Here is a 17,863-nt window from a genome sequence, read left to right as displayed (position 1 = left end):
CCCCGGTCGCCGCGGCCCCCACGGCTACGGTCCGCCCACGCGGTCCGCAGGGGGACGCCGGGCAGGGGAGCGCAGATGCGAGCACGGGGCGAGCGGGGCACGGGCAAGCGGTCGGGGGCCGTGGCGGTGGCGGCCGCCGCGGTGGTGGTCGGCAGCCTCGTCGGACCCGGCGTGGTCGGTGCCGTTCCGGCACCGCTGCGCGCCGCAGCGCCGGCGCCGGGCGCCACCGTCGCCATCCCGGCTCCGGGGTCGGCGACCGCCTCGCCGGCCACCGCGGTCACCATCACCGGCGCGCCGGCGGCGGCCATCGGCCCGATCAGCGCCACCGGTAGCCGCAGCGGTCCCCACCGCGGCGCCACCGCGGCGCTGCCGGACGGGCGGGGCGTGGCGTTCACGCCGACGTCGCCCTTCGCTCCCGGCGAGACGGTGACCGTGACCTCGGGCGCCACCGTGTCCGGCGCCTCCAGCTCGAGCTACACCTTCACCGTCGGCACCCCGGCCCCGCACCCCGGCCCCCAGCTGTTCGCCGACGAGCAGGGCGCCCCCGGGGTCGCCACCAACGGCACCCGGTCCGCCGCAGCGCCCACCTACGCCAGCCGGCCCGACCTGCGCCCGCCCGGCGTGACCATCGGCCAGGCCGCCTCGGGGACCGCACCCGGGTACCTGATGGCCACGCCCAGCGCCGGCGCCGACTCCGCTGCCGGGGTGATGATCTACGACGACGCCGGGGAGCCGGTCTGGTTCAAGCCCGAGCCCGACGTCGACCTGGCCGGCAACCTCCAGGTGGACACCGTCGGCGGCCAGCCGTCCCTGGTCTGGTTCGAGGGCGACGCCCCCTACGGGCCCGGCAGCTACCGGGGCTCGTGGATCGTGGCCGACCGCAGCTACCGGGAGGTCGCCCGCATCGATGCGGGCAACGGCTACCAGGCCGACGTCCACGACATCCGCTTCACCGACCACGACTCGGCCTACGTGATGGCCTACAACCCGCTCCTGTGCAGCGGCGTGGCCCCGCTGGTCGGCTGCACCCCCGGCAGCACGGTGCTCGAAGCCGTGCTCCAGGAGGTCGACCTCAGCACCCGGCAGGTCCTCTGGGAGTGGCACAGCCTCGACCACGTGCCGCTCAGCGACGCCTACCAGCCCATCGACGGTCAGCTGGTGGACTACTTCCACAGCAACTCCATCGACCTCGACGACGACGGCGACGTGCTGCTGTCGTCCCGGATCACGTCGTCGCTGTACAAGATCGATCGGACCTCGGGGAACATCGAGTGGCGCTTCGGCGGCAAGCACAGCTCGTTCCCGAACCTGGTCGGCGAGCCCAACGCCATCACCGGTCCGGACTTCCCCCACGACTTCTCCGCCCGGGGGAGCGGGTCCTACAGCTACTTCGACAACGGGGTGCGGCGCAACGGCCCGTCGCGAGCGGCCGTCGTGACGCTCGACCCGGCGACCGGCACCGCCACCTACACCAAGAAGCTCATCCGGACCCCGGCGCTGTTCGGGCCGACGCAGGGCTCCATGCAGGGCCTCCCGGGCGGACACGAGCTGGTGGCCTGGGGAGGCCTGGGCACCATCACCGAGTACGACGCCGCCGGGGCGGTGCGCCTCGACGCCACCCTGACCGGCGTCGGCACCTACCGGCAGTTCCGGTTCCCGTGGACCGGCGCGCCGGCGGAACGGCCCGTGGCTGCGACGCGGCCGTCCGGGGTCGTCACCGCGGTGGCCATGAGCTGGAACGGCGACACCCGGGCCACCCAGTGGCGGATCCTGGCCGGGGCGTCGCCCGGGACCCTGGCACCGGTCGCCACGGTGGCCCGGACCGGGTTCGAGACGACGGCGACCATCACCGGTCGGCCCGCCTACGTGGCCGTCGAGGCGCTCGACGCCACGGCCTCCCTGCTCGGGCGCAGCACCACGGCCCGGGCCACGACGGCCTTCACCGAGGCGGCGGCGCCCCCGGTGACCGAGACCTACCGCCCGCTCGTGGGCGACTTCGGCGGCAGCCGGAACGACGACGTCCTCTACTACCGGCCCGGCTCGGGCGGGGACTTCCTCCACGTCGCGGACGGGCAGGGCGGCTTCAGCTCCCTCGCCCTGCCGGCCATCAGCGGGACCTACACCCCGCTGGTCGGGGACTTCGTCGGCGACGACCGCGACGAGGTGCTGTTCTGGCAGCCGGGCCAGCCCACGGCCTACCTCTGGCGGTTCGACCTCGGCGCTCGGACGGGGGCGCCCGTCATCGCTACCGGGGCGGTGACCGTGCCGACGGTGGTGACCAAGCCGGTCGTGCTCGACCAGCGCCTGAACTACGGCGGCCGCTACGACGAGGTGCTCTGGTACGCCGCGGGCACGGCGCCGGACCGCGTCGACCGGTTCACCTGGGCGGCGGGCGGCGGCCCCCAGCGGACCAGCCGCTCGGTCACCATCAACGGCACCTACCAGCCCGTCAGCGGCGACTTCGACGGCGACGGGCTGGGCGACGTGTTCTTCTACGGACCCGGTTCGGCCGGCGACGCCCTGTGGCTCACCGTCGGCGGCCCGGTGGGGACCACCGGCCAGCGATCGTTGCCCGTCACCGTCAACGGCACGTTCTCGCCGCTCGTCGGCAACTTCACCGGGACCGAGCAGCGCGACGAGCTCCTCTTCTCCGCGCCCGGCCCCGGCGCCGACTTCCTCTGGTCCTTCGACGCCTCGGGCGCCCACACGTCGAGCACCGTCACCAGCACCGATCCCGGGACGGGCTACGTCCTGGCTGGGCCCAACGATCGGGTCCTCAGCTGGACGCCGGGCGCCGCGCCCTCGCTCTGGACGTTCGATCCCACGAGCACGACGCCATCGGGCAACGGCGCCCTCGCCGCCGGGTACCAGCCGCTGATCGGCGACTTCGTCGGGGCCGGCGGCACGGCCTCGGTGCTCTGGTACGCCCCTGGCGCGGCCATGGAGCGCCTCTACATCGGCTGAGGTCGCCGTCCGCTCCGCCTCGACCCGCCCTCCGGGGCGGGTCGAGGCGCGCCGGGCCGGCCGTGGCGGCCACCCGCCAGCGGATGGGCTGGCGACCGGACGGCGCACGCCGGACGTGACCGAACTTACATCGGATGCTCGACATATGTTGGGTCGCTGATGTACGTTGCGCAGCGATGGGGCGCACGCAGGAGGAACGACGGGCCGAGACGCGCGCCCAGCTGCTGAGCGCGGCGGCCGACCTCTTCGCCCGCAAGGGCTTCCACGCCAGCTCCGCCGAGGCGGTGGCCGCCGCCGCCGACCGCACCACCGGCGCCCTCTACGACCACTTCGGGGGCAAGGAGGGCCTGCTCGTCGCCCTGCTCGAGCAGTGGATCGAGCAGACCATCACCGACCTCACCGCCAGCCTGGAGGGCGAACGGGACCTCGACAGCCGCTTCGGCGCGCTGTGGGGCGGCATCGTCCGGCGCGACAGCGAGAGCGGCGACGCCTGGCTCCTGCTCGAGTTCGAGCTCTGGCTGCACGCCGTGCGCGACCCCGAGCTGGGCGTGGTCGGCGCCGAGCGCTTCCAGGTCATGCGCGACGGCCTGGCCGGCGGCCTCACCGACTGGTCGGTGGAGCTCGGCTTCGCCCTGCCCGCCCCGGCCCCCGACCTCGCCGCCCAGGTCATCGCCCTCCTGATCGGCCTCGCCTTCCAGTACCGGATCGACCCCGCCGTCGTCCCGCAGCAGCTCGTCGTCGACGGCCTCCGCCGCCTCCTCGACCTCCCGTCCGCTCCCCAGACCGAAGGAACCACCACCCCGTGAGCCTCTCCCTGAACGACATCGACCTCCTCGAGGACACCTGGGCCAAGGAGGTGCCGTACGACCAGTTCGACCTGCTGCGCCGCGAGGCCCCCGCCCACTGGCACGAGCACCCCGAGTTCACCGGCTTCTGGGCCGTCACCCGCTACGACGACGTGCGGGCCATCAGCCGAGACCACACCACCTTCAGCACCGAGCTGGGCTCCACCTTCCTGGTGGACCACGAGCCCGAGGCCCTCGAGCTGATCCGCATGACCCTGCTGAACATGGACCCGCCGAAGCACTCGCGCTACCGGCGCCTGGTCAGCGCCGGGTTCACACCCCGCATGATCAACCGCCTCGTCGACCACATCGGCGAGAAGGCCGCGGCGATCATCGCCGGCATCGAGGGGCGCGACGAGGTGGAGTTCGTCGAAGAGGTGGCGGCCGAGCTGCCGCTCCAGGTGATCTGCGAGATGATCGGCGTGCCCAACGAGGACCGGCACCTGGTCTTCGACTGGAGCAACCGCCTCGTGGGCTTCCAGGACGAGGACTTCCGCACCTCCGAAGAGGACGGCCAGATCGCCGCCGCGGAGATCTACGCCTACTGCGACGCCATCGTGGCCGATCGCCTCGAGAACCCTCGTGACGACATCATGACGGCCCTGGTGCAGGCCGAGGTCGACGGCGACCGGCTCAGCAAGGAAGAGCTCAACATGTTCTTCGTGCTGCTCTGCGTGGCCGGCAACGAGACCACCCGCAACCTCATCGCCCACTCGCTGCAGGTCCTGCTGGAGCGTCCCGACGTCATGGCCGACCTCGCCGCCAACATCGACGACGACGAGCTCTGGAGCTCGGCCACCGAGGAGTTCCTCCGCTGGGGGGCCGCCATCCACAACTTCCGCCGCACCGCCACGGTCGACACCGTGGTCGGCGGCCAGGAGATCAAGGCCGGCGAGAAGGTGGTCATCTACTACGCCGCGGCCAACCGGGACCCCGAGCACTTCGCCGACCCCGACACGTTCGACCCCCGTCGCCAGGGCAACGACCACCTCACCTTCGGCGGCGGCGGCGCCCACTTCTGCCTGGGCGCCAACCTGGCCCGCGCCGAGATCAAGGTCATGGTGCGCGAGTTCGTCCGCCGCTTCCCGAACGTCGCCGCCGACGGGCCCCACAAGCGCATGCGCAGCGACTTCGTCAACGGCATCAAGCACCTGCCCGTCAAGCTCAACGGCTGATCCGGCCGAGCCCCACCCCGTCCACCAACCCCACCCTTCTCTGGAGACACGCGACATGCAGACCGACCTGGCCAAGAAGCTCGGCATCGAGTTCCCGATCTTCGCCTTCACCCACTGCCGCGACGTCGTCGTGGCCGTCTCCAAGGCCGGTGGCCTCGGCGTCCTCGGCGCCGTGGGCTTCACCCCCGAGCAGCTCGAGGTCGAGCTCGACTGGATCGACGAGCACATCGGCGACCACGTCTACGGCGTCGACATCGTGATCCCCGGCAAGTACGAGGGCATGGGCGCCACCGACGCCGACAAGCTCGAGGAGGAGCTCAAGGCCCTCATCCCGGACCACCACCGGGAGTTCGTCCAGAAGCTGCTGGCCGACCACGACGTGCCCGAGCTGCCGGAGGAGGAGCGCATGCGCGAGCTCATCGGCTTCGGCACCGCCATCGCCGGACCGCAGGCCGAGATCGCCCTCTCCCACGAGAAGGTGGCCCTGCTCGCCAACGCCCTCGGCACCCCGCCGGCCGACGTCATCGACAACGTGCACAGCAAGGGCAAGCTCATCGCCGCCCTATGCGGCTCGGCGGCGCAGGCTGCTCGCCACAAGGCCGCCGGCGTCGACATCGTGATCGGCCAGGGCACCGAGGGCGGCGGCCACACCGGCGAGATCGGCTCGATGGTCCTGTGGCCCGAGATCCTCGACGTGCTGGGCGACACCCCGATGCTCGCCGCCGGCGGGATCGGCAGCGGCCGCCAGATGGCCGCTGCGCTGGCCATGGGCGCCCAGGGCGTGTGGACCGGCTCGCTGTGGCTCACCGTCGAGGAGGCCGACGTGCCGCCGGCGCAGATGCAGAGCCTGTTCGACGCCACCAGCAAGGACACCCTGCGCAGCCGCTCGTGGACCGGCAAGCCCTGTCGCATGCTCCGCAACGAGTGGACCGACGCCTGGGAGGCCGAGGGCAACCCCAAGCCGCTCGGGATGCCGATGCAGTTCATGGTCACCTCCAACGCCGTGCAGCGCGGCCACAAGTACCCCGACCAGGCCAAGGACGTGCAGTTCAACCCGGTGGGCCAGATCGTCGGCCGCATGGACAAGGTCCGCCCCACCCGCGACGTCATCTTCGACATGGTCAGCGAGTGCGGTGACGCCATGGAGCGCATGAGCACCCTGATGAACCAGAGCCTGGAGGCCTGAGCACCCCATGACCGATGTCCACGACGCCGTCGCCGTACCCCAGGGGTTCGACTTCACCGACCCCGACCTCTATGCCTCACGCGTCCCCTTCCCGGAGTTCGCCTCGCTCCGCCAGACCGCTCCGGTGTTCTGGAACCCGCAGACCCGCGAGGAGTCGGGCTTCGACGACGGCGGCTTCTGGGTGGTCAGCCGCCACGAGGACGTGAAGGCCATCTCCTGCGCCAAGACCGGGTGGTCGGCCGAGGAGAACACCGCCATCGTGAAGTTCGGGGCCGACGTCGGCCCCGACGAGCGCGAGGTCCAGAAGCTGATGCTGCTCAACATGGACGCCCCGGGCCACACCAAGGTCCGCGGCATCGTGTCTCGCGGCTGCTTCACCCCGCGTGCCGTCGCCAAGATCGAGGACGCCCTGCGCGCCCGCGCCCTGTCGATCGTCACCGAAGCCAAGGCCAAGGGCACCGGCGACTTCGTGACCGACATCGCCTGCGAGCTGCCCCTCCAGGCGATCGCCGACCTGGTGGGCTTCCCGCAGGACGACCGCAGGAAGATCTTCGACTGGTCGAACCAGATGATCGCCTACGACGACCCCGAGTACGACATCGACCCCGCCGTCGCCGCCGCCGAGATCCTCGGCTACGCCATGGGCCTCGGCGAGGAGCGCAAGGCGTGCCCCATGGACGACATCGCCACCAAGCTGGTGACCGCCGACCTCGACGGCGAGTCGCTCAGCTCGGAGCAGTTCGCCTTCTTCGTGCTGATCCTCTCGGTGGCCGGCAACGAGACCACCCGCAACGCCATCAGCCACGGCATGCAGGCGTTCTTCGACCACCCGGACCAGTGGGAGCTCTACAAGCGCGAGCGGCCGAGCACCACCGCCGATGAGATCGTGCGCTGGGCCACGCCGGTGGTGCTGTTCCAGCGCACGGCGACGGAGGACCAGGACCTGCACGGCGTCAAGATCGCCAAGGGGCAGCGGGTGGGCATCTGCTACTCGTCGGCCAACTACGACGAGACCGTGTTCGACGACCCGCACTCCTTCGACATCCTCCGGGACCCCAACCCCCACGTGGGCTTCGGAGGCGGCGGCGCCCACTACTGCATCGGCGCCAGCCTGGCGAAGATGGAGATCGACCTCATGTTCAACGCCATCGCCGACCACCTGCCCGACATCACCGCCCTGGGACCGCCCCGCCGCCTCCGCAGCGCCTGGCTCAACGGCATCAAGGGCCTCCCGGTCAAGTACTGAGCGGCCACACGGCTCGGGCCCCGGCGTCTGGCATCCTCGGAGGGTGGACGTGACGGCGGGGCCCCTGCAGCTCGACGCGCAGTTGGTGCGCGCCCTGCTGGCGGAGCAGCACCCGGACCTGGCGGGTCTGCCGGTCGAGCGGGTGGCCGAGGGCTGGGACAACACCGTGTTCCGCGTGGGGTCCGACCTGACGGCTCGCCTGCCGAGGCGGACCGAAGGCGTGGCGCTGGTCCGCCACGAGCAGCGCTGGGTGCCCGAGCTCCTCGCCGACCTGCCGGCGGTCGCCGACGGCGGCCTGGCCACCTCCTCGCCCCTGCGCACCGGGGTGGCGGGCTGCGGATACCCGTGGCCGTGGTCGGTCGGGCCCTGGCTGCCGGGCGCCATCGCCGCCCGGTCGACCATCGCCGACCCCTTCGACGCCGCCGGTCGGCTGGGTCGCTTCCTCGCCGCCTTCCACCGCGGCGCGCCGGTCGACGCCCCGGCGAACCCGTACCGAGGCGTGCCCCTGGCGGACCGCTCCGTGAAGCTGGCCGAAGGGCTGGATCGGATCGCGGCGGAGGGCCTCGCCCTCGGGCCGGGCGTCGACCGGTCGATGGTCGAGGCCCGCTGGGCCGCGCTGGTGGGCACGCCGGCCTGGGATCGCGCGCCGCAGTGGATCCACGGCGACCTCCACCTCGCCAACCTGCTGGTGGACGGGGGCGTGCTGAGCGGCGTGCTCGACTTCGGCGACCTCACCGCTGGGGACCCCGCCACCGACCTCTCGGTGGCCTGGCCGCTGCTGCCCGCCGCCGCTCGCCCCGCGTTCCGCACCGCGGCCGCGGGCGCCGCCATCTGGGCCGGTGCCGGCATCGACCCAGACACGTGGCGGCGCGCCGAGGCCTGGGCCCTCTGCCTCGCCGTCGCCCTCCTCGCCGGTTCGACCACCACCAACCCCCTCCGCGCCGTCGCCCGCCACACCCTTCGCACCCTCCTCCTCGACGACGAGCGCTGACCGCGGTGGACGGCGCGGTCGGTAGCCTCGGCGGCCGTGACCGGGCCTGCTGACCTCTCCGACGACGAGCTGGTGGCCCACGCCCTGGCCGTCCACCTGCTGGCCGGCGACGACCGCGAGGTCTACGACGGCTGCGTGGCCGAGCTGCAGCACCGGGGCACCGCCGGCATCCGAGACCGCGCCACGGACCTGCTGGGTGACGCCCGCCCCCAAGCCCGAGCCCTGGGCGCCGACGTGCTCGGCCGCCTCGGCGAGGCGGACGGCTCGCCGTTCGCCTCGACGAGCGTGCCGCGCCTGCTCGCGCTGCTCGGGGGCGGCGAGGCCGACCCGCTGGTGATCGACTCGACCGCCGCCGCCCTTGGCTTCCTCGGGGACGAGGCTGCGCTCGAACCGCTCCTGGCCCTGGTCGACCACCCGTCCTTCCGCGTCCGCGGTTCCGTCGCCCGCGCCCTGCCCTCGCTCGTGGGCGAAGGAGCGGTGCTCGATGCCCGCGATCCAGTGCTGCGGGCGCTCCTCGAGCTCACGACCGATCCGGACGCCGAGGTTCGCAACTGGGCGACCTTCGGCCTGGGCTCCCGCTTGGCGGCCGATGGGCCCGAGGTGCGCGCCGCCCTGCAGGCCCGCCTCCTCGATGGTGACGACGACACGCATGCCGAGGCGCTGATCGGTCTCGTCCGCCGCGACGTGCCCGGCCTGGTGTCGGCGATCCAGGCTGACCTCGAAGCCGAGGCGGTGGGCCGCCTCGCCGTCGAGGCTGCTCGTGAGGCGGCTGACCCGGCGCTGCGGCCCGCGCTCGAGGGGCTGGTGGGCTGGTGGGACGTCGACGTCGACCTCTTGGAGGCCGCGCTCGTCGCCTGCGCGCCCGACGCTCGGACCTGACCTGCGGCGACCGGCCCGTAGAGGTCAGCCCGGTGCCTCGTTCGGGCGGTCGGGCACGTGCAGGAGGTGGGCGTCGGCGTCGTGGAGGACGGTGGTGAAGCCCAGGTCTCGGGCGGCGCGCTGGTCGAAGCGGTCGAAGGTGGCGGTGTCGACCACCACGTAGCGGACGCCGCGGACCTGGAGGGCCGTGGTGCTGTTGCCGTCGGGGAAGCCGGCGAGCACGGCGCGGAGGTCGTCGTGGCCGGTGGGGAAGAAGCCGGAGTACCCGTTGACCATGGGGTGGCCGGTGTCGAGGGCCTGGAGCATGCGGGTGGTGGTCGGCGCGAAGTCCTCCACGGCGGGGCCGGGCGCGAAGGGCAGGAAGGCGACCGGGGTGCCGTCGGGGTGGGCGGCGAGCCAGGCGGCCCAGCGGCCCGGGGGAGGAGCGGCCTCGACGAGCGGGCCGCTGCCGGTGCCGGCGGCGAGCACGGCCAGGGCGACGGCCGCTGGCGCGCCGGCTCGGACCGCCGCGTGGCGGCGATCCCAGAGCCAGCCCACGGCGGGGACCGCGAGGCCGACCAGCGCGACCTGGGTCACGGCCACGGCGCGGAACGGCGAGCGCAGCCGGGCCACCGCGTCGAGGTGGTCGACGAGCAGCGGCCACGGCCGCCACCCCAGCACGCTGAGGCGCGACCCCAGCGACGCGAGGAACGAGGTCACCGCCAGCACCAGCAGCACCACGGTCCCCGACCGCCTATCGGCGCCCGGAGGCGTCGGTGCCCCGCCGGTGACGGAGGTGCGCTCCGAACGGCCGGAGCGGCCGTCGGCGAGGCCGAGCGCGGTCCCCGTGGTGGCGAGGAGGACGAGGGGCCAGCCCGGCCAGTACGGGCCCGAAGGCAGCCACTCGTGCCACGAGGCCGAGCCGGCGAGGATGGTGTCGGCCCGCCAGCGGCGTCCTCGCAGGCGCTCCTGCTGGCCGAGGGCGACCGGGCCGGCGAGCAGCAGCACCACCCCGACCCCCGCGGCGGCGCTGCCGAGCCGAGCGCCGGCGTCGGCCCGCCACGCCCACCGCACCACGAGCGGGGCCACCGCCAGGAGGCAGAGGCCGAAGAGGAGTGCGTGGTAGCCGCACGTCCCCACCGCTGCAGCCAGGGACGCACCGAGCAGGAGGGCGTGGCGCAGGCGGGGCTCGCCCAGCCAGGCGATCAAGCTGGAGGTGGCGGCCAGCAGGGGCCAGAGTGCGGTGAGCTGCAGCACGCCGAGCTGGTCGAACACGAACGGGAGGGCCTGGGCGAGGCCGCCGGCGAGGAAGGCCGGCACGGTCGTGGCCCCGAGGCGGCGGGCGAGGGCGGCGCCGGCGATGCCGTTCAGGGCCAGGGTGGCGAGGAGCAGGAACGAGTAGCCGCCGACCGTGCCGAAGACCGGGCGGGCCAGGGCGTAGGCCAGGCCGGTGAGGGGCTGGGGCTCGCTGAAGGCGAAGGCGCCCCGCTGGGGCCAGAAGATCGGCGCGTCCCACCAGCCCGACAGCAGGTGCGGCGCCCGGTCGGCGGTCCAGCGGAGCGTCCAGAGGTTGAGCTGCGGCACCGTGGCCACGGGCTCGGCGCCGAGCGGAAGCCGGCCCAGGTGCCAGGCGAGGGGAGCGGTGACCCCGACGGCCACCACCAGGTGCCCGACCACCGAGACCAACCGCACCCGCCCGCCCCGCCCATCGGCCGCTCCCGGGTCCCCCACGTCGGCGACCGTACCGGCACCGGCCCGGACCCGAGGCGAGGTGGCGGCGTGGCCGCGGCCACGGTGCGTGGCGGAATCCGCACGGGTCAGGGAGGAAACCGGACATCGGCGGCGAATCGCATCGGACGAGAGGGGTGCCGGGGGGCATCCCGACGACGCCGTTGGAGCTGCACCCGTGACCCTCACCACCGAACAGATCACCAGCCAGACCTTCCCGCAGGCCCGCAAGGGCTACGACCCGGCGGCCGTCGACCGCTTCCTGGCCCGGGTGGCCAAGGAGGCCGCGGCGGGCGGCACGGGATCGATGGCCGACATCGGCCGCGAGCGCGAGGACATCATCGCCGAGGCCAAGCTCGAGGCCGAGGAGATGCTCCGCGACGCCGAGCAGGAGGTGGCGGCGGCCCGCCACGAGCACCAGCTCCTCGTCGCCGAGCTCACCCAGGCCCGTGAAGACCTCCGCCGGGTGGACGACGAGCGGGGCGAGCCCGTCGATGTCGACGAGGAGACCGAGCAGATCCTGGCCGGTGCCCGCCGCCAGGCCGACGACCTGGTGACCGAGGCCCAGGCCGAGGCCGAGGTGGCCCGCGAGACCGCTCGGGACGAAGCCGCGGCCGCCATCGCGGCCGCCCAGGAGGCTGCCGACGCGCTCCTGGCCAGCGCTCGTGCCGAGGCCGAGGGGCTCCGCGAAGAGGCCGCCGGGGAGCTCGAGCAGGCCAAGACCGGCCGGTGGGAGGACGTGGGCGACCGCGTCTCGCGGATCCTGACCCGGGCCGAGGCCGAGGCCGAGGGCTTGCTGGCGGAGGCCAACGGCCAGGCCGACGACGTCCTCGCCGCCGCCAAGTCCGACGCCAGCCGGACCGCCGAGGCCGCCGACGCCTACGCCGCCAAGGTGCGGGCCCAGGCCGAGGAGTGGTCGCAGGCCCGGCTCTCGGCCGCCCGTGACGACCGCGCCAAGGCCGCCGAGGTCCTCGAGGCCGCTCGCTCCGAGGCCCAGCGCACCATCGCCGACGCCGAGGCCCGGGCCACCGACCACCTCGCCGAGGCCGACGAGAAGACCCGCCTCCACGTGGCCGACCTGCTGGCCGGTGCCCGCTACGACCTCGACAACCTCCGCACCGAGGAGGCCAAGGCCGCCGACGGGCTGCAGGCCCTCACGACGATGGCCCAGAAGGTCCTCGACGACCGGGCCCGCACCGCTCCGGTGGAGCTGGGCCGGACCGAGATGTTCGCCCCCCCGCCTGGTGGCCGACCAGGACGCGGCCGAGGCGGACGACGAGCCCACGGCCAAGGCGTCCGAGGCCGGCTGAGCCCCGGGCCCTCGTGCCCCACGATCCACGGCACCGCCGACGCCGCGCCGGCCCGACCACGGGGGCCGGCGCGGCGGCGCGCCGTGGGGCACGTCAGCCGTGCTGGACGCGCAGGCCCTTCTTGTCGAGCTTGCCGAGCGGGTTGCGGTCGAGCGTGGCGACCAGGCGGACCTGGCGCGGGCACTTGAAGCGCGAGAGCCGCTCCTCGCACCAGGCCTGCAGCGCCTCGGGCGACGGCGGGGCAGCAGGGTCCTCGGGCACGACGAGGGCCACGAGCTGCTCACCCAGGTCGGGGTGGGCCACGCCGATGCCGGCGACGTCGGCGACGGCCGGGTGGGCGATCAGCACCTGCTCCATCTCCGCCGGGTAGACGTTCACGCCGCCGGTCACCACCATGTCGGCGAAGCGGTCCGTGACGTAGACGAACCCGTCGGCGTCGACCTTGCCGATCTCGCCGAGGGTGAACACGCCCGGCGCCACGTGGGCTGCCGCGGTGCGCTCGGGGTCGTCGTGGTAGACGATGCCGCGCCCGGTGGCGTCGCGGAAGCAGAGGCGTCCCTCGACGCCGGGCTCCACCTCGTCGCCGGCGTCGTCGACCACCACGGCGGTGTAGGGCGGCACCGCCCGGCCCACCGAGCCCGGGTGCTCCAGCCAGTCCTGGCTGGTGATGGCGGAGGTGACGCCCACCTCGGTGGCGCCGTAGGCCTCGAGCAGCACCGGGCCCCACCACTCGATCATCGCCCGCTTCACGTCGACCGGGCACGACGCGCCGGTCTGGAAGACGAGTTGCAGCGTCGAGGTGTCGGCGGCCGAGCGCACGTCCGCCGGCAGGGCGGCGAGGCGGGAGAGGTGGGTGGGGACCAGCGTGGTGGAGCCGATCTCCCAGGCGCGGATGGCGTCGAGGGTGCGACGGGCGTCGAACCGGTCGAGCACGCCGATGGGCGTGCCCACGGCGAGGGCCCGCACCGCGTTGAGCGGACCGGTGTGGTGGAGGGGAGCGACCACGAGGTGGCGGCCCCTGCCCACGAACCGGTTGGCGGCCAGCGCCTCGACGAACCCGGCCCACGACCGTCGCCGGGGGAAGACGTTGGGCGGCAGCTCGGTGGCCTTGGGCGTGCCGGTGGTGCCCGAGGTGAAGAGCAGGTTCGGCGGGATCGGCCGATCGTCCGCCGGCGGACCGGCCGGTGCCGATGCCAGCCAGTCGTCCCAACCGGTCTCGTCCCACACGTGGACCTCGCAGTGGCCGACCTCGGCCGCCGCAGCTCGCGCCCGCTCGGCGGTGCCGGGCCCGGCGACCACCAGCGACACGTCGGCCACCCGGAGCAGGTACGCCGCCTCGGTGGCGCTCAGGTGGCTGTTGACGGGCACCACCGACGACCCGGACCGCAGGCCGCCGACGTGGGCGATGACCGACTCGGCGGCGTTCTCGGCGAACACCGCCATGCGCAGGTCCCCGTCGCCGGTGGCGGCCCGGGTGAGGTGGGCGATGCGGTCGGCGACGTCCCAGACCTCGTCGGCCGACCACGCCCGCCGCTCGTCGACCACCAGGGAGGTGGCTGCCGCCGGCAGAGGTGACGCCCCGTCAGATCCCATGGCCGCCGACGGTAGCGGCCACCTCGGCCCGGCCCCGCACCCCACCACCTCGAAGCGGGTCGGGATCTGGTCGTCCCGGCGGCAGGTTCCAGCCCCGTTCGGCGGGGTGGCGGGAACGGGCGTGGTCGAACGGCGGGAGCGGGGCGGGGACCTAGTGTCCGGGGCCATGACGGAGCGACTGAGCCCTGAGGAGGCGGCCGCCCTGGTGCGGCCCGTGGACGTGGTGGGGATCCCGCTCGGGCCTGGCCACCCCGGCGGCTTCCTGCACGCCCTGGGCGGCCGGACCGACTGGGAGGACCTCCTGATCACGGGGGCCCTGCTCACCGACTTCTACGAGGTCTTCGGCCGGCCGAACGTGCGGTTCCTGTCGGGGTTCTTCGGCCCGCTGGAGCGGCTCATGCGCGACCAGGGCGGGGCCATCGAGTTCGTCCCCGCCGACTTCCGCCGCTTCGCCCCGGCGCTGGAGGCCATCAACCCCCGGGTGATGGCCACCGCGGCCACCCCGCCCGACGCCGGCGGCTGGTGCTCGCTGTCGCTGCACGCCGGGGCCACCATCGGCCAGATCGAGAAGACCGCCGACGACCCGGATCGCATCCTCGTGGTGGAGGCCAGCTCCCGCTACCCGCGCACGCTGGGCCTGGGCGAGCACGGCCACCGCATCCACGTCGATCGCATCGACGTCTTGGTCGAGACCGACCATGAGCCCTTCGTGATCGGCGAGCCCGAGCCCAGCCCGGAGGAGCGTGCCATCGCCGAGCAGGTGGCCGCCTTCGTCACCGAGGGCTGCACCATCCAGACGGGCATCGGCGGCATCCCGTCCACCGTCGCCACCCTGCTGGCGGAAGGCCCGGTGGGCGGCTTCGGCATCCATTCGGAGATGTTCACCACCGGTTGCATGAAGCTGCACCAGGCCGGCAAGGTCACCAACGTCAAGGGCGTCTACGACGGCTACTCGATCACCACCTTCGCCGCCGGCACCCGCGAGCTCTACGACTGGCTCGACGGCAACGAGGAGGTCCGGTTCCTGCCCGTCCACCTCGTGAACTCGCCCGAGGTGATCTCGCAGAACTCGAAGATGGTGTCCATCAACGGGGCGCTGGCGGTCGACCTCGCCGGCCAGGCGGTGGCCGACACCCTGGCCGGGGCCCAGTACTCCGGCATCGGCGGCCACGAGGACTTCGTGGCGGCGTCGGGCCTGGAGCTGGAGGACCGGTCGCTCATCTGCCTCCGGTCGAGCACCACCGTCAACGGCCAGCGGGTCTCGCGCATCGCGTCGCAGTTCCCGGCCGGCACCATCATCACCACGCCCCGCCACCAGCTCGACGTCGTGGTCACCGAGCACGGCGTCGCCGAGCTGCGGGGCCGCACGGTCCGCGAGCGGGCCCGAGCCCTGGCGGCCATCGCCCACCCCGACTTCCGCGACCAGCTGCTCGCCGACGCCGAGATGTGGCCGCCCGGCTGATCACCCGGAGGAGGCCCTCGATTTCGGGGGCCGGCCGCCGATGGGGAACCCTTGGAGAAGGACTACCGTCGTCCCGAGGGGAACACTCGGGGAGAGATGAAGGCTTTGCAGAGGTTCGTTCGCGCCATCGGCCGCCGTCGGGTGGCCTCGGCGGTGGTCGCCGCCGCCCTGTTGACCTCGGCCTTCGCCGCGCCCACCCTCAGCGGCGCGGCCCCCGCCACCCCGGCCGCCCCCCGCCAGGAGGGCCAGGACGGCGCCGACACCAGCCTCAAGGGCGAGTACGACGAGGTCATCGGCCAGGAGTCGGCCCTGGTCGATGCGTACCAGGCCTCCCAGCTCAAGCGGGTGGCGCTCACCAAGGAGCTGGACCGCCTCAAGGCCGACCTCCACCAGTCCCAGGTCGACCTGCTCGGGGCCCACGCCGCCCTCGACGACGCCCTGGCCCTGGAGAAGCGCCAGGTGGCGGCGCGCAAGGCCGCCGACCGGCGCGTGACCGACGCCGAGGACCGCTTGCGCAAGCAGATCGTGGCGGCCTACGTGCGCGGCGGCGACGACAGCGACGTGCTCACCGCCATCCTCGGCGCCGAGAACGGCGAGGAGGCCGGACAGGCGGTGGCCTACTCCCGCGCCGCGGTGGGCGACAGCGACCAGCTGGTGAAGGAGCTCGAGGACGCCCGCGCCGATCGCCGCAGGGCGGAGCGGTCGGCCAAGCGGGCCCGTGCCAAGGCCAAGGCCCGCCGCGACGACATCGAGGAGGCGTCGAGGTTCATCGCCGCCTCCACCCTCAACCAGGGCCAGCTGGTGGACGAGGTCAACGTCCAGGTGGCCGACGAGCAGGCGAAGCTCCGCGAGGTCCAGGCCCGCAAGGCGATCATCGAGGGGCGGATCAACTCGATCAACCGCTCCTCCGACGGCGTCCAGCTGATCCTGGCCCAGCTGCAGGCGGGCCAGCCGGACTGGGTGCCCGGCGACGTCGAGATCACGAACCCGATCCCCGGCTACAAGATCGGGTCCAAGTTCGGCATGCGGTTCCACCCGATCCTGCACGTCAGCCGGCTGCACGCCGGCGGCGACCTCGGGGCTCCGAGCGGCACGATGATCTACGCCCCGGCCGACGGCGTCGTGGTGATCGCCGGCGAGCGCGGCGGCTACGGCAACGCCACGGTCATCGACCACGGCCACTCGCTGGCCACGCTCTACGGCCACCAGAGCCAGATCCTGGTGCAGCCCGGCCAGGTCGTGAAGCGCGGCGACCCCATCGGCCGCGTCGGCTCGACCGGCCTCTCCACCGGCCCGCACCTGCACTTCGAGACGCGGATCAAGGGCGTCCCCATCGACCCCGAGGGCGTGGTCGACTTCAACCTCCCGGTGGGCTCCTACGAGCAGGAAGCCCGCGAGCGCACCGCCGCCGGCGGCAACTGAATCCCGAGGGCCCCGCCCTCGTTCATGGTTCGGTCATGGTCCGAGGCGCATGGTCTGGGCAGTCGTCAGAACCGACGACGCTCAGCCACCTGGGCACCACGGGAGGAACCCACCATGAAGCGCATCTCCGTCCTTGCCACCGCACTCGCCCTCGGCGGTGCTGCCGTCCTCGCCCCGGGCACCGCCTCGGCCGATCCGATCATCAGCGTGACCTCGAACGGCAGCCCCGTCGTCGACGGCGGCGTCGGCGTCTACAACCAGGCCATCTCCATCGACATCGAGGGGTGCGTCACCGACGCCGGTGACCCTGCCTACATCGGCTACTTCCTCACCTGGCTCGACGGGGGCCAGGGTGAGCAGTTCGAGTCGATCACCGGGGCCGGCGGCTCCCTGCACCTCGACGCCCAGATCGGCCTGAACGACACCGACAAGCAGCTGGAGCTCAACTGGTACTGCGCCGAGGGCCCCCTCGACGGCGAGTCCGAGCCGGCGGTCCTGTACCTCTCGCCGACCTTCGCCTACACGGTCGCCGCCGCTCCCACCGAGGCCCGGGCGCTCCGCAGCACCAGCAGCCTCCGCACGGCCACCGCCAGTGCGGCGCTCAAGCCGACCCGATCGGCCGTGGCCAAGGCCCGCAAGGCCGCACCCCGGCGCAAGGTCGGCGTGGCTCGCCGGACGTCTGCGGCTGCCAACGTCAAGGCCCTCCGCAACCTGGGTGCGACCACCGAGCCGGTCGGTGCCGTCTCGATGACCGTCGACCCCAACGCCCTGCCGCAGATCGACCGCATGGGCATCCACGGGGCCGAGGCCGCGGCGCTGAAGGTGAAGGCGGATGCCCGAGAGGTCCTCAACGTGAAGGCCAAGAACCTGCTGGCCGCCCTGCAGCACAAGCCCCAGGCCCCGGCCACGAACAGCGACACCGTGACCGCCGCCTTCCAGACCCTCACCGGCCGGTCGCCGAGCGCCGCCGCCGCCCGGCCGTTCATCGATCGGCTCGATGCCGGTGACCTCAAGGTCAGCGTGGTCGAGGACATCGCCCTGACCGTCCACACCGCCGGCTACTACAACCGGTAGCCCCCGAGC

At 73.5% G+C, this 17,863-nt stretch carries 13 protein-coding genes; 11 read left to right on the top strand and 2 right to left on the bottom strand.

Annotated features, from left to right (window positions below; all coding sequences use genetic code 11):
- The first annotated feature begins 75 nt into the window (after positions 1-75).
- The 7 genes from KSP35_RS04825 (at position 76) to KSP35_RS04795 (ending at position 9,286) form a co-directional block, all read left to right on the top strand.
- Positions 76-2,964 (top strand): arylsulfotransferase family protein, encoded by a 2,889-nt coding sequence (locus KSP35_RS04825; protein ID WP_216999415.1) that lies wholly within the window; start codon positions 76-78, stop codon positions 2,962-2,964.
- Positions 2,965-3,140: 176 nt separating this feature from the next.
- Positions 3,141-3,770 carry a TetR/AcrR family transcriptional regulator gene (locus tag KSP35_RS04820; RefSeq protein WP_216999413.1) on the top strand — a complete coding sequence of 210 codons (630 nt, stop codon included), beginning with the start codon at positions 3,141-3,143 and terminating at the stop codon, positions 3,768-3,770.
- The gene (locus KSP35_RS04815) at positions 3,767-4,984 is read left to right on the top strand and encodes a cytochrome P450 (RefSeq protein ID WP_216999411.1); all 1,218 of its coding nucleotides are present in this window, start codon (positions 3,767-3,769) and stop codon (positions 4,982-4,984) included. The genes KSP35_RS04820 and KSP35_RS04815 overlap by 4 nt, the downstream gene beginning before the upstream one ends.
- A gap of 55 nt (positions 4,985-5,039) precedes the next feature.
- Positions 5,040-6,170 (top strand): nitronate monooxygenase family protein, encoded by a 1,131-nt coding sequence (locus KSP35_RS04810; protein ID WP_216999409.1) that lies wholly within the window; start codon positions 5,040-5,042, stop codon positions 6,168-6,170.
- 7 nt (positions 6,171-6,177) lie between these two features.
- Positions 6,178-7,416: a cytochrome P450 gene (locus KSP35_RS04805; RefSeq protein WP_216999407.1), complete on the top strand. Its 1,239-nt coding sequence runs from the start codon at positions 6,178-6,180 to the stop codon at positions 7,414-7,416.
- A 49-nt stretch (positions 7,417-7,465) separates the two neighbouring features.
- Positions 7,466-8,407, top strand: coding sequence for an aminoglycoside phosphotransferase family protein (locus KSP35_RS04800; protein ID WP_216999405.1), 942 nt, complete (start codon positions 7,466-7,468; stop codon positions 8,405-8,407).
- 36 nt (positions 8,408-8,443) lie between these two features.
- Positions 8,444-9,286, top strand: coding sequence for a HEAT repeat domain-containing protein (locus KSP35_RS04795; protein ID WP_216999402.1), 843 nt, complete (start codon positions 8,444-8,446; stop codon positions 9,284-9,286).
- 24 nt (positions 9,287-9,310) lie between these two features.
- On the opposite strand, the gene KSP35_RS04790 is transcribed toward KSP35_RS04795, so the two are convergent.
- Entirely contained in the window at positions 9,311-10,996 is a 1,686-nt protein-coding gene (locus tag KSP35_RS04790; protein WP_216999400.1) for a hypothetical protein, read from the bottom strand.
- 175 nt (positions 10,997-11,171) lie between these two features.
- On the opposite strand from KSP35_RS04790, the gene KSP35_RS04785 reads away from it, so the two are divergent.
- Positions 11,172-12,491: a DivIVA domain-containing protein gene (locus tag KSP35_RS04785; RefSeq protein ID WP_216999398.1), complete on the top strand. Its 1,320-nt coding sequence runs from the start codon at positions 11,172-11,174 to the stop codon at positions 12,489-12,491.
- Here KSP35_RS04785 and KSP35_RS04780 read toward each other — a convergent pair.
- On the bottom strand, positions 12,397-13,896 hold the full coding sequence (locus KSP35_RS04780; RefSeq protein ID WP_216999396.1) for an AMP-binding protein: 1,500 nt from the start codon (positions 13,894-13,896) through the stop codon (positions 12,397-12,399). The two genes, KSP35_RS04785 and KSP35_RS04780, sit on opposite strands and share 95 nt — an antisense overlap.
- 166 nt (positions 13,897-14,062) lie before the next feature.
- On the opposite strand from KSP35_RS04780, the gene KSP35_RS04775 reads away from it, so the two are divergent.
- The 3 genes from KSP35_RS04775 to KSP35_RS04765 all read left to right on the top strand — a co-directional run bounded on the left by KSP35_RS04775 (position 14,063) and on the right by KSP35_RS04765 (position 17,854).
- Entirely contained in the window at positions 14,063-15,358 is a 1,296-nt protein-coding gene (locus KSP35_RS04775) for an acetyl-CoA hydrolase/transferase family protein (RefSeq protein ID WP_216999394.1), read from the top strand.
- A gap of 105 nt (positions 15,359-15,463) precedes the next feature.
- The gene (locus KSP35_RS04770) at positions 15,464-16,780 is read left to right on the top strand and encodes a M23 family metallopeptidase (RefSeq protein ID WP_216999393.1); all 1,317 of its coding nucleotides are present in this window, start codon (positions 15,464-15,466) and stop codon (positions 16,778-16,780) included.
- A 114-nt stretch (positions 16,781-16,894) separates the two neighbouring features.
- Entirely contained in the window at positions 16,895-17,854 is a 960-nt protein-coding gene (locus tag KSP35_RS04765) for a hypothetical protein (RefSeq protein ID WP_216999391.1), read from the top strand.
- The last annotated feature ends 9 nt before the right edge of the window (positions 17,855-17,863 follow it).

The sequence above is a fragment of the Aquihabitans sp. G128 genome, from assembly GCF_019048865.1.
Lineage (GTDB): Bacteria > Actinomycetota > Acidimicrobiia > Acidimicrobiales > Iamiaceae > Aquihabitans.
Note: the sequence above shows the minus strand (reverse complement) of the source record. Positions and strands in the feature narration are given on the sequence as shown.